The organism is Cytobacillus sp. S13-E01 (assembly GCF_029193815.1).
Taxonomy (GTDB): domain Bacteria; phylum Bacillota; class Bacilli; order Bacillales; family Bacillaceae_L; genus Bacillus_BV.
Map to the genome: position 1 here is coordinate 66,782 of NZ_JARFVC010000010.1, position 12,308 is coordinate 79,089.

13 protein-coding genes are annotated in these 12,308 nt (G+C 34.8%); 9 read left to right on the plus strand and 4 right to left on the minus strand.

Going from position 1 to position 12,308, the window contains the following annotated elements; translation table 11 throughout:
* Window positions 1-291 precede the first annotated feature (291 nt).
* The 5 genes from PY093_RS09240 (at window position 292) to PY093_RS09260 (ending at window position 7,378) form a co-directional block, all read left to right on the plus strand.
* Window positions 292-1,527, plus strand: a complete 1,236-nt coding sequence (locus PY093_RS09240; RefSeq protein ID WP_275645604.1) for a metallophosphoesterase family protein — start codon at window positions 292-294, stop codon at window positions 1,525-1,527.
* A 27-nt stretch (window positions 1,528-1,554) separates the two neighbouring features.
* Entirely contained in the window at window positions 1,555-4,542 is a 2,988-nt protein-coding gene (locus PY093_RS09245; protein ID WP_275645605.1) for an ATP-binding protein, read from the plus strand.
* A gap of 98 nt (window positions 4,543-4,640) precedes the next feature.
* On the plus strand, window positions 4,641-5,861 hold the full coding sequence (locus PY093_RS09250; protein WP_275645606.1) for an MFS transporter: 1,221 nt from the start codon (window positions 4,641-4,643) through the stop codon (window positions 5,859-5,861).
* Between the two features lie 192 nt (window positions 5,862-6,053).
* The gene (yhaM, locus tag PY093_RS09255) at window positions 6,054-6,998 is read left to right on the plus strand and encodes a 3'-5' exoribonuclease YhaM (protein WP_275645607.1); all 945 of its coding nucleotides are present in this window, start codon (window positions 6,054-6,056) and stop codon (window positions 6,996-6,998) included.
* A 182-nt stretch (window positions 6,999-7,180) separates the two neighbouring features.
* Window positions 7,181-7,378, plus strand: coding sequence for a sporulation YhaL family protein (locus tag PY093_RS09260; RefSeq protein ID WP_275645635.1), 198 nt, complete (start codon window positions 7,181-7,183; stop codon window positions 7,376-7,378).
* 312 nt (window positions 7,379-7,690) lie between these two features.
* Here PY093_RS09260 and PY093_RS09265 read toward each other — a convergent pair whose 3' ends face one another.
* Window positions 7,691-8,554, minus strand: coding sequence for a peptidylprolyl isomerase (locus PY093_RS09265; RefSeq protein ID WP_275645608.1), 864 nt, complete (start codon window positions 8,552-8,554; stop codon window positions 7,691-7,693).
* 331 nt (window positions 8,555-8,885) lie between these two features.
* Here PY093_RS09265 and PY093_RS09270 point away from each other — a divergent pair, with 331 nt between their 5' ends.
* Complete coding sequence (locus PY093_RS09270; RefSeq protein WP_275645636.1) at window positions 8,886-8,969, plus strand: YjcZ family sporulation protein; 84 nt, start codon at window positions 8,886-8,888, stop codon at window positions 8,967-8,969.
* A gap of 66 nt (window positions 8,970-9,035) precedes the next feature.
* Window positions 9,036-9,125 (plus strand): YjcZ family sporulation protein, encoded by a 90-nt coding sequence (locus PY093_RS09275; protein ID WP_275645609.1) that lies wholly within the window; start codon window positions 9,036-9,038, stop codon window positions 9,123-9,125.
* A 219-nt stretch (window positions 9,126-9,344) separates the two neighbouring features.
* Here PY093_RS09275 and PY093_RS09280 read toward each other — a convergent pair whose 3' ends face one another.
* Both PY093_RS09280 and PY093_RS09285 read right to left on the minus strand, forming a co-directional pair.
* Window positions 9,345-9,524: a hypothetical protein gene (locus tag PY093_RS09280; protein WP_275645610.1), complete on the minus strand. Its 180-nt coding sequence runs from the start codon at window positions 9,522-9,524 to the stop codon at window positions 9,345-9,347.
* Between the two features lie 192 nt (window positions 9,525-9,716).
* A complete protein-coding gene (locus PY093_RS09285; RefSeq protein WP_275645611.1) occupies window positions 9,717-10,256 on the minus strand; it encodes a DUF3267 domain-containing protein in 540 nt (179 codons plus the stop codon).
* Between the two features lie 483 nt (window positions 10,257-10,739).
* Here PY093_RS09285 and PY093_RS09290 point away from each other — a divergent pair, with 483 nt between their 5' ends.
* Window positions 10,740-11,093 carry a DUF1878 family protein gene (locus PY093_RS09290; protein WP_345774236.1) on the plus strand — a complete coding sequence of 118 codons (354 nt, stop codon included), beginning with the start codon at window positions 10,740-10,742 and terminating at the stop codon, window positions 11,091-11,093.
* A 4-nt stretch (window positions 11,094-11,097) separates the two neighbouring features.
* Here PY093_RS09290 and PY093_RS09295 read toward each other — a convergent pair whose 3' ends face one another.
* On the minus strand, window positions 11,098-11,676 hold the full coding sequence (locus PY093_RS09295) for an HTH-type transcriptional regulator Hpr (protein WP_275645612.1): 579 nt from the start codon (window positions 11,674-11,676) through the stop codon (window positions 11,098-11,100).
* A 410-nt stretch (window positions 11,677-12,086) separates the two neighbouring features.
* Between PY093_RS09295 and yhzF the strand changes: the two genes are divergently transcribed.
* Entirely contained in the window at window positions 12,087-12,281 is a 195-nt protein-coding gene (gene yhzF / locus PY093_RS09300; protein ID WP_275645613.1) for a membrane protein YhzF, read from the plus strand.
* Window positions 12,282-12,308: the final 27 nt, after the last annotated feature.

Genomic DNA, 12,308 nt, shown 5'->3' on the forward strand with positions numbered 1-12,308 from the left:
TCCCTTATTGATATGTACTTTTTGTATATCGGTTATAGGTCAGAATAGAAACTTGTTAGCTAGACTATACATGATGGTTTGGTATAGATAGTCCAACAATCAGGAATATAATAGCTTTTTAAGCAGGTATCTCATATCTACTAACTGTCAAAACTGTATATAAACTTATAGATTGCAGAATTAGTTAAAATAATAATGAAGAAAACCTAATTTTTTTATAAGAACGTGCATTCGCCTAAACAAGATGGTAAAATAAAACTAATCCAGATATATAAGAAAGGATTAATTACAATGAATTCACTTACCTTTTTACATACAGCTGATTTACATTTAGATAGTCCCTTTCAAGGGTTACAAAGCCGAATTCCAATGGAGCTCTATAAACGAATTCAAGATAGCACGTTTACTTCATTTACTAAGGTTATTGATTTGGCAATACGTGAAAATGTAGATTTCATTCTTATTTCTGGGGACTTGTTTGATTCAGCAGATCGTAGTGTGCGAGCACAGGTAAGATTTCGTAAGGAAATGAAGCGACTCGATGAACAAGGAATCTCAGCCTATGTTATTCATGGAAATCATGATCACATTGGAGGGGATTGGACAGCTATACAATGGCCTTTAAATGTTCATGTTTTTACTAACCAAGAGGTTGAAATACAGACCTTTCAAAAGAGTGGGAAACCATTAGCTAACCTATACGGATTTAGTTATCAGGAAAAAGCTGTTACTAAAAATATGGTCCCCCTTTATGAAAAAGAAGGTGACGCAGCATATCATATCGGACTTTTACACGGTAGTGCTGAAGGTTCATTGCTCGAGCATAATAACTACGCCCCATTTACAATAAAACAATTACTTGATAAAAAATTTGATTATTGGGCGCTAGGACATATTCATAAACGCCAGGTACTGCACGAAGAACCATTGATTGTGTATCCAGGAAATATTCAAGGGAGACACCGTAAAGAGACAGGTGAAAAAGGTTGTTATATTGTAAAGCTAACTGAAAATAACTCTAAAATATCCTTCCACCAAACAGCAGATATTCTATGGGAGAATGTCCAGGTTTCTATTGCGGATATATCCTCCTACAGTCATTTATTAGATTATTGCTTTCAGACAATTGAGGGTTTTCGGAGATATGATCAAGGAGGAGTCCTGTTAGAAGTTGAATTGATCGGATCGGGTGCCTTACACAAAGATTTGCACGATAGAAATTTAGTGGATGATTTACTTAGTATTCTCATAGAGGCAGAGCAAGATAAGAATAATTTTGTTTTAGTAACAACTATAAGGGTTCATACCACGATGATGATTGAGCGAGACAAGTTAAAGGAAGAGTCTCACTTTTTCGGGGATCTTATAACATGTATAGATGAATATGATGGATTCATTGATGCGCTAGGACCCTTATTTAATCATCCACAGGCTAGAAAGTATTTAAACAGTCTATCAATGGAAGAAAAACGGGATATAGTTAAGGAAGCAGAGGCAATAATATTAAATGAGATGTTAAATGATTAAGGTTAAATCTGATCGGGGGAGTGATAATTGAGAATTACTGATCTTCAAATTTACGGCTATGGAAAGCTGGAAAATAAACTAATAGAAAACTTATCTCCTTCTGTTCAAGTTTTTTACGGCTTAAACGAGGCTGGTAAATCTACATTAATGTCCTTTATACATAGTATTTTGTTTGGTTTTCCAACAAGGCAGCAGCAAGAAATACGATATGAACCAAAAAACGGAACAAAGTATGGAGGAAGGATTACAATCGAATCTACTCTTTTTGGAACGATTGTAGTAGAACGAATTCCAGGAAAAGCTAGTGGTGACGTGACGGTCTATCTTCCTGATGGTTCGCGTGGTGGTGAGGAGATTCTTAATAGGCTTTTTCAGGGAATGGATAAATCGTTTTATCAAGGAATATATTCCTTTGGTCTCCATGGCCTTCAAGGAGTTCAACAGATGAACGCAGAAGAACTGGGAAGTTATTTGTTTTCTTCCGGGGTGGTAGGTACCGATGGTTTAGTAAAAGTAAATGAACGGATATCAAAAGAACTGGATGCTTTATTCAAACCAACTGGAAGGAAACCAACTTTAAACATACAAATGCAGGAATTAAAAGAAGTACAACAACGTTTAGGAAAATCACAAGAAAAAAATAATACATATAAATCACTCATCCAAGAAAAAGAGAATCTGCAACAGGAATTAGATACTATTGAACTAGAAAAACTTACAATTTCAAATGAAACTACAAAAGTGGAACAATTATTATCATTGGAGCCAATAATTAAAGAGCAAACAAGCTACTTAGAAGAATTAAACAATGTACCCCCGTGCGAACCATTTCCAGTAGATGGTATTAAAAGATTAGAACATATAAGGTCGCAACTTCTTCCATACAATGCACAACTCTCTAGCCTATCCCAAAAGGAGGAAGAGTGGAAAATTCGAGCGGAAAATATAAACCTTAATGTTGAAATACTGAAAAGGAAATCAGAAATCCGCGATGTAATTAGTAATCTACACACGTATGATAAGCAAAAATATGAAAAAAGCGAATTTTCTAAAGAGATAAATCAGAAAAATGAAGACATCCTTCATAAGCAAGAATTAATTGGTTTTTCTAAAACGGATGAAGACATTCTTCAATTGGATACGAGTATCTCTAAAAAGGAAAAAGTAAAATCAGCTGTTAACGAATATGAACGGTTAATGCAGCAAAAACAGTTTTTAGATGAACAGTTTACACGCTCTAAGGCAACACTCGAGGAAAGTGAAGAAAAGATAAAGGATTTACAAGTCCAACTCTTACCCGAGGTGTCTCGTAAAAATTATGAGAATATGAAAAACTCTTTTACAGATATTAAATCGTTAGAGAATGAAAAAAGAAGATTGGTTGAATCAATTAATGGCATTGAAAGAAACATCAGTATGTTCAGATCCCAAGATCAAGCTAAACATAAAAGTACCCGGGTCATGTTTGGATTCGTCTATTTTTTACTATTAATTGCCCTTTCTTGGTCGTTAGTAAGTAACCAATGGCTTCTGCTCGGAATAATAATAGTAGTTGGTGTAGTTTTGTCTCTCATTAAGAGATTCTTTAGAAACCAAGAATTAAATGGTTTTATTAAAGAGCTTGAAAGCGAAAAGGCACAGCTTGAACAGCAGCTGGCACTTATTAATGGAAAAATCCTGTATAGGTATGAAGGTAAAGAGGATCTCGAAGAAATACAAGAAAAATTAATTAAGGATAAAGAAATAAGAAGGCTACTAGACATTGAAAATGTTACGTTATTCCAGAAAGAACGAGCAAACGAAAAGATTGTTTCACAGTATGAGAAATGGGAAAATCAGTTGTTTGCTATTGAGGATAGGATAGAGAGGTTTAGAAATGAATATACTATACCAGAGAAAACTTCCGCCGATAGGTTAGTAGATATCGTGCTAATGATAGAGGAATTGAAATCTGATATTCGTCAAAAACAACGTTTAGTAAAGCAGTTAACTAGCATGGAATCAAAAATCAATACCTATGAAGAAGAAGTTGAACGAATACGTTTAGGATGTAATATAGCTGAAACTAATATAGAGAAAGTTATTAGGGCGTTAGATAAGACATTAGAAACTGAAAATGAGAAAGAAGCAAAATGGAAAGACTATAATAGAAAAATTGAAGATGTTAATGAACAGAACTCCAAACTTCAATTAGAAATAGAGCATTTAAACAAAGAAAGTTTAAGTCTTTTTGAAATGGCAAATGCAGATAATGAAGATGAATTTAGATTAAAAGGGAAGCATTATGAAGAAAAAGCGAATTTATCTCACAAGCTCAGATTACTTAATGCTCAGCTAAGGCGTTACAAAGACCTAATAAAAGAAACTCATGAACATGAAGATTACAAAATAAGACTTCAGATTTTAGACGAGAAAAGTGGTGTCCTTAAAAAGACGGAGAAAGATTTACAACAGCAATTATCTGAAATAAATCTACGTATTAAAGAGCTAGAGGAAGGAGGAACGTTTACGGAACTTCTTCATACCTTTGAACAACAAAGGTCACTGTTTCAAGAAGATGCTAGAAAATGGGCAGTACACTCAGTTGCAAAGGATATTTTAAATAAAACGATTGAAAAGTACCGAACCGTTCGACTTCCGCAGCTACTGAGTTTGGCAGCGGAACATTTCCGAATGTTAACAGATGGCGTGTATGTTCATATCTATTCACCGAATGACCAGTCTAGCTTTATCGTTGAAAGAGTTGATGGTGTGAGGTTTACACCAAATGAACTTAGTCAGGCTACAGCGGAACAATTATATGTTGCACTTCGGATTGCTTTAGGTAAAACGATGCACCCATCCACTGCTTATCCTTTTATCATTGATGATAGTTTTGTTAACTTTGACTCTAGAAGACTTGAGAAAATTGTCACTCTTTTAAAAACCTTATCACTAAATCATCAAATATTGGTATTTACATGTCATAAACACGTAGCAGGTCATTTTAAATCAGAGGAGATTGTAAATCTCTAGTCTTTTCAGAGCTGAAATGGATTTACAGTTCGTTTTCAGCTACAATCAAGTAGGTATGAAATTGATTCGCTTTCTAGATGAAGGGAAAAATAGAGATTATGAAAAATAAAGAAAATGGAATTACAAATAGTAAGGGTCCTTTAGCACTCCTAAGCTTTAACCTTTTTATAATCATGGTCGGAATCGGGCTTGTTATCCCAATATTGCCATTTTATGTTGAGATGTTTGGGGCTGATGCTCAAATGCTTGGATTTTTAGTGGCGGTATTTTCGTTTATGCAATTTTTATTTGCACCAGTGTGGGGCAGACTTTCTGATAAAATTGGACGGAAACCGCTAATTACAATAGGGTTATTTGGCTTTGCTATTGCTGAATTTATCTTTGCATTTGCTAACGGTCTCTGGATGCTGTTTATTTCAAGGATATTGGCAGGAACTTTTGGTTCTGCTCTCATGCCAACTGCTATGGCCTATGTTTCTGATGTAACAACTGAAGAAAAACGGGGACAGGGCATGGGAATATTAGGTGCAGCAATGGGTCTAGGTATTGTAGTTGGTCCTGGAATCGGTGGCTGGCTTGCAACCTATGATCTTTCATATCCGTTTCTATTCGCAGGTATTGCTGCAGTACTTGCAGGTGTTCTATCAGTCCTCATTCTACCAGAATCCTATCCAAAAGAGGCAAGAGAGCTTGCACACCTTGAAGTGGGTGAAAAGAGAGTTAACCAATTTACACAAATGGGAGTAGCATTAAAAAGCTCTGTTGGGTTTTTATTAGTACTTGTTTTTATTATGAGCCTAGGTCTAGCTAATTTCCAATCAATTTTTGGCTACTATTCGATGGAGAGATATGGTTATGGGCCTCAAGAGGTTGGTGTACTAATACTTATTATTGGTTTAATTGGTACAATTGTTCAAGGAGGTTTCGTAGGGCGACTGACTCGAAGATATGGGGAAGAACCTGTAGTGACTACATCACTTCTTATAAGTGCGATTGGTTTTGTTTTAATGACGTTTGCAAACTCATTTCTGACCATTTTATTAACAACGTCTGTATTCTTTATTGGGAATTCTGCACTTCGGCCATCACTTAATTCTTTTATTTCAAAACTTGCTGGTAAAAGGCAGGGGATGGTTATGGGTTTAAATAACTCCTTTTTAAGTTTAGGAAATGTAGCGGGACCTATTCTTGCAGGTGCTTTATTTGAGGTTAATATTCAAATACCATACTATTTTGGAGCGTTTGTAATGCTCATAGGCCTTATCTCAACTAAGGTATGGATTGCTAAGAAAGCAAAAAACTTACAGACGCAAGCTTGATAAAGGAGGAGCATCATCTTATAGTAAGAGCGTGTTTTGCAGTTGAAAAAAAGTTTATCCTGTATTAACGGGCAGTAAGACCCTCCAAGATTTGAGGGAGTTTCCTTTGTATGCCGTCTATTAGGGCACTGATGTAAATAAACCTTTATGTTATAATTATAGAAAATTGGGTAGAAGGGTGGGAGCATTTTTATGGGGAAAGGTATTCTCAATTATCAATTTGGAGATACAGTTGAAATCTATTTGTTAGTTAAATCAGCCACAAAAGCAATCGCAAGTAATGGGAAGCCATTTTTGACATTGATGCTTCAGGATAAAAGTGGAGAAATTGAGGCGAAACTTTGGGATGCCACAGTAGATGATGAGTCTGCATATGCTCCTGAAAAAATTGTTCATGTTGTTGGGGATGTTAACAATTACCGAGGTCGAACTCAGCTAAAAATAAGAACAATTCGTTCTACAAATGAAAAAGATATTGTTCAGGTTGCGGATTTACTTGAGGTAGCTCCGATGAAAAAAGAAGATATGGCTGAAAAGGTAACACAATTCATATTTGATATGAAAAATTCCTCTATTCAAAGGATTACAAGGCACCTCTTAAAAAAGCATCATACGGCTTTTTTTGAATTTCCAGCTGCAACAAGAAATCATCATGAATTTGTCTCAGGGTTAGCTTATCATGTAGTCTCAATGTTAGATTTAGCAAAGTCAATCTCTACCCTTTACCCTTCACTTGATACGGACCTGCTATATGCCGGTGTTATCCTTCATGATTTGGGTAAAGTGATTGAATTGTCAGGACCAGTATCAACTAGTTACACGGTTGAAGGGAACCTATTAGGACATATAACAATTATGATTAATGAAATTGGGAAGGCTGCTGAGGAACTTGGTATAGCAGGTGAGGAAGTGACAATACTGCAGCATCTTGTCCTATCCCATCATGGAAAGGCTGAATGGGGGAGTCCGAAGCCACCAATGATCAAAGAGGGGGAGATCCTACATTATATCGATAATCTTGATGCCAAGATGAATATGTTAGATCGTGCACTTGAACGAGTAAAACCTGGTGAATTCTCAGAGCGGATATTTGCACTGGAAAATCGTAATTTCTACAAGCCAACTTTTCATAAATGACAAATTTAAAACTAACAAAAGTAGCCAGACAATGGTTACTTTTTTTGATGAAAACCAGATTTAGCGTCTAGCCAAGGGCGCCATACATTTTTTAAATAAGCTTGTACAAAGAAGTGATATCTCATGAAATCCAAACATATAGTAATAATAAGTAATGATGGACAAGGGGGAAATAACATATGATTTTTGCTGTTCCTTGGTGGGTTTACCTAGTGATTAGTGGGATAATTTTTAGTGCATATATGACGATTCGTACTGCAAGAAATGAACGAGAAATTGATAATTCATACCTTGAGCAAGAGGGTCAAGTTTACATTGAGCGGATGAATAGTGAAAAACAAGGGAGAAAAGAGAATGTAAAAAAACATCAGGCAATGTAAACAACGCTTAATAATTTAAGAAAGGACCGTTCGTATAAGTGAACGGTCCTTTCATTTAGTTAAGGAATTTATAAAAATTGTAAGGTTGTGTATAACTTCGTGTCTTTGTCTATCTACGTCTAGCTCCATGCGCCATCGGCTCGAGGTCATAAGCCAATCCCTTCCCGAAGGCAAAAAACGCCTTCAGTCCGGGCTCGTCTTATGCTTGTCGCCGATAAGCGGGCGCCCTGCGCTTTTGTTCAAAGATAAGAAAGTATAAAAATTTGTACCAAGTTTTAGTGTCTAGCTCCGGGCGCCCTGCGCTTTTCTTAGTTATTTTGTTTCAGTCGCTTTAAACGTATCTTTAAGTTTTGTATCATTAACTTTTACTTCTGCCGCTTTAATTTCTGCGTTGACTGCAGACTCAACAGTTGCAGGATCAAGTTTTGACGTTCGTAAGTCACTTTCAATTTCTTCACGCATTTCATCTAACGGTTTAACTTCAGTTGCCTTTTTATCGGTCAATTTAATTATGTGAAAACCAAACTCTGTTTTAACGATATCACTAATTTCTCCAATTTCAAGTGCATATGCAGCTTTTTCAAATTCAGGTATCATTTGTCCCTCACCAAAATAGCCTAGATCTCCACCTTGAGTTGCAGTGCCATCAGTACCGTATTCTTTCGCTAGATCTTCGAATGATTCGCCACTTTCAAGTTTTCCTTGAACTTCTTTTGCAGTTGCCTCATCAGCTACTAAAATATGACTTGCTTTAATTTCTGGCTTTTTGTTTTTTAGTTCATCATATTTTGCTTGTATTTCTTCCTCAGTTACTTCTATATCTTTAGAAGCAGCTTTTTCACGTAACAGATCAACTTTGAGCATATCACGAACAGCTTCTTCACCATTTTGTTGAATAGCAGCGTCAAATTGAGCTCCATATGCTGTACGAAGTTCTTCCATTTTCGCATCAAGCTCTTCTTTTGTTACTTCATATTTCTCCCCAAGTACTTTAGAGTGTACAAGGTCTCGGAGGATTTGTTGACCAACCTGGTCCTTCATTGCTGTATAAAATTCATCTTTTGTAATATCTCCAGCACTTGTCTCTACAATTGCTTCAGATTCATCTGCATTGTTGCACGCGCTAAGTGCTAGAATGCTTGCTGTAGCTGTGAGAGCTAAAATCATTTTTTTCATTTACGCACATCTCCTACTATGTAATTTAATTGTTAGTTTGTCCAAAACTACATGAACTACTATAACACATATTTACATATTAAAGAAATTTTTTCTGCAAATAGTCTGTAGATTATAACTAGATCAATTCTACGAAATGTTGGTAAAATCGGGACATTCGTTTAGTCAAATTTCTATAGAATCAATAGTATATTGTAAGTCTTCAAAAATAGGGGACTCAAATAAAAAAAACTTCAAAAATTTAAATTATAAAAATCTAAGACAAAAGCCCATTCGTTCAAAAATTACAATGCATACAATGGTGAAGTAGCTAGAAAAAGGAGGTGTTACGATGAGCCACGCATACACGGGTGGATTTGCGCTAATCGTTGTGTTGTTCATTTTGTTAATAATTGTTGGTGCTGCTTGGTTATAAGTAAATAAGCGCTATTTTTTGCAGTAGAAATAAGTTGCAATTGAATGATAACAAGGAGGAAAAACTATGTCACATGCTGGATACTTTGGTGGAGGCTTTGCGTTAATTGTTGTGCTGTTTATTTTGCTAATCATCATTGGTGCTTCTTGGGCCTAATAAAGGGGACATAAAAAAGTGGTGGAGCCAATGCTTCACCACTTTTTTAAAAGATAAGAAAGTATAAAAGTGTGTACCTAGTTTTAGTGTCTAGCTCCGGGCGCCATCGGACCTGAGGTCATAAGCCAATCCCTTCCCGAAGGCAAAAAACGCCTTCGGGAAGGGATTGGCTTATGCTTGTCGCCGAAAGGCGGGCGCCCTGCGCTTTTCTTAGTATCTTTATGTATACAGATTTTCTACATAAGAAGATATAAGTAAAATTGTAATTAAGATATTAATTGTTCTAAAGACTTTAGGCTGACGGTCTTCAGGTATTTCTTTTTGAATGCAAAGCTTGTTTGTCATTTGATTTATATAATACAAGATAAAGATAGCAAAAGGAATAAAAAATATAGCCACCCTAAAATCCCCCCCTAAATCCTTTATGTCTAGTAATTACTTTACCAAAGATTTGTTGAAAAAGATAGCATGATACCTATGGTTAACATTGTATGAAAAGAAAGAAACTGGAATGCCAATTTCTTTCTTTCGTTATTAAAAGGATATATCTCTACTTCATTTCAACTAACTATCTCGGGCTTCCAACTTTTCTTAGTTTTCTACTAAAATCGTATATCCATCTTCAATTTCTTCTATTAAGCATGTCTTTGGTGCATGAATAAACTGAGTTAAACAGATGAAATCTGAAACGCATAAGCCTATATTGATCGCTGCAAGGATACTAAAGTAATGGATATAACCTGGAAATATCAAACTTGCTAGTAGCATTAAAAAAGTGATTAAGAAAAATGGTGTAGTAATTGCAGTAATAGTCACAGATTTAGATAGCGTCTGTTTAGGTCGTATCGAAAAAACCGGTATAATCAAAAAGAACTGCGTAAGGTGTATTTTAACTTTCTTTCTTAAAATGATAAGTGGTAATGCATGTAAGAACTTGTGAATAGGAAAAATAAAAAGAAGTCCAAGTGTGAATAGTAAAACTCCATCTTCATTTAAATTAGTTGTAGAGTTAAATAAATTTAAAGGTAAATAAAATAAAACGAATGCGAAAAACATCGTAAGTAAAGACATAAGTACGATGCGGTCGAATCCATAATCTTTAGAAAGATTAATGGTTCTCCAACATGTCATAGGAAAATCACCATCCGAACTTCATAAAAATATAGTACATTTCATAACCTACCAACTTACTAAACTACTTTACGATGATTCTTATAAAAAATCAATAGGAATATATGTGTTAAAGTTAGCATTGTTTAAATCCCCCGCTTAAGGGGCAGCAAGACCCCACCTTTAAACTAGGAGTATTTTTTAGCTGGGTCCACTGCCTATAAAAGGTAAAGGTCCGACGAAGCACAGGACGTTAAGATCAACTAACAATCAGTTAAGCCTTACTGATTGAAGTTTCACTTTTTGACATAGTGTTCTATAGTAAAATGGTAATGGTAATCAGCGCTATAAAGGTTAGTTGAACATGCTTTTGTGCTCATTTCATAAATATGTAAAATATGTGATATGATGATAATATTCTCCCTGAAAATGGTGGGAAATCATAAGTATAATGAATATTAAATACTTTGATAAATTATGTAATAAAGATGAGGATATGAAGGAGTGGTTAGAAGAGTGGAATCACTTGAAGCACGAATAGAACGATTGGAATATTATCAAGCTTTATTGTTTGAGTTATTGGATGTAGAAAAAATTGCACTGTACAAGTTAATTGTAAAAGCTCAAATGACTAAAAATGAGGTTGAGGAATTTTTATCGTTATGTGACAAAATGAATGAACAATACAAAAAGCAAAAAGCGGAAGGCTTAATAGTATTCACCCCGCTTCTTACTGAATTTGTAGGGATGTTACACCCTAATTTAGATGCTGAAGAAACTGTCAAATCACTTTTAACGCATGGCATTTATGTCCCACTAATGAATGAATTTAAAAAAATCATGAATACGATAAAATAATAAATTATTTTGAATAGGTTTCTTCTACTCGTTTATATAATTTTCCATCAATTTCTATAAACTCATCTTCAATATTTTCAAACGATCTTTCAAATATCTCCATAAAATCTTCACCGTAAATATTACGGATAATACACATCATTTCTAAAATATCAGGAAACTTCCCATACAATGCTTTTAGTGGTAATGCGCCACTAAAGACAGCATTTTTACTAGGATCATAATCTTCCATTAACTTTAGCAAAACTTCTTCGCCTTTATCTGTTATTTTGATATAGGTGTTTCGCTTGTCATTTTCCTTCTTCGAAAATTGTAGAAGTCCACGTTCTTCTAGTTTCTTAGAAAAGTTAAAGGCTGTAGATACGTGCATAACTCCAAATTTAGCAATCTCTGAAATTGATGCACCTTTAAGATGGTATGCAATCCACAAAATGTGGTGTTCATTAATATTTAAATTAAAAGGTTTTATCCATTGCTGCCAATCTTTTTCAATCGATTTCCACAGGGCCTTACTCAATTGGGCGATTCTTTGGCTAAAGAGCATCGCTTCTTTAATAGAATATTGCGTTTCTTCTTTTTTCATAAGTCACCTTCTTTTCACATTTCTAAAATACTATTATTACTATTATGCCAATAAAGTAAAAATTAATAAAGATATAAATTAACAAAATTTTTAAATAAAGATAAAAATCGACCGATTATCACTTTTTTTTGGACAGTTTGCCCTACTTCTTTATGTGAATTTGCAATTTCCAAAAGCTCTTTTTGAATACTTTTTTATTTTTACTTACTTTCTTAAATGAACCCAAGCTGAGAATACCTTTGCTTTAATTGACCTATAATGCTTTATTTCAGAAAACATGTTTTAGATCAATATTATTATGACGATTATAATTGATCTTTTGGAAAGCTCTAAGACCATTTCATATATGATCAATTTTCATAGGAAGTAATAGGTTTGCATAAATATAAGTATAGGAGGGGATGATTGCGTTGTCTGGTGTTATATTTGGTATCTTTGTGGTTAGTTTACTATTATTTATTGGGATGGGGAACTATTTATTGTTATCTCAAAAAGCTGGAGTCTATCCTCCAAAACGTATTCTTATCAAAAAAGCAGGTGTACTTGGGGCAGGTGGGGCGATTTTTTTAATTGTAGGTCTCCTTTTCTTCATCATTAATACGTAATAAAACCCGATCGTTAAGTAGATCGGG

Bases quoted from the DNA above. Each gene is read 5' to 3' on its own strand.
- PY093_RS09250 (WP_275645606.1), top strand. From the start codon at position 4,641: ATGAAAAATAAAGAAAATGGAATTACAAATAGTAAGGGTCCTTTAGCA.
- PY093_RS09285 (WP_275645611.1), bottom strand. From the start codon at position 10,256: ATGACATGTTGGAGAACCATTAATCTTTCTAAAGATTATGGATTCGAC.
- PY093_RS09240 (WP_275645604.1), top strand. From the start codon at position 292: ATGAATTCACTTACCTTTTTACATACAGCTGATTTACATTTAGATAGT.
- PY093_RS09265 (WP_275645608.1), bottom strand. From the start codon at position 8,554: ATGAAAAAAATGATTTTAGCTCTCACAGCTACAGCAAGCATTCTAGCA.
- PY093_RS09295 (WP_275645612.1), bottom strand. From the start codon at position 11,676: ATGAAAAAAGAAGAAACGCAATATTCTATTAAAGAAGCGATGCTCTTT.
- PY093_RS09270 (WP_275645636.1), top strand. From the start codon at position 8,886: ATGAGCCACGCATACACGGGTGGATTTGCGCTAATCGTTGTGTTGTTC.
- yhaM (WP_275645607.1), top strand. From the start codon at position 6,054: ATGGGGAAAGGTATTCTCAATTATCAATTTGGAGATACAGTTGAAATC.
- PY093_RS09275 (WP_275645609.1), top strand. From the start codon at position 9,036: ATGTCACATGCTGGATACTTTGGTGGAGGCTTTGCGTTAATTGTTGTG.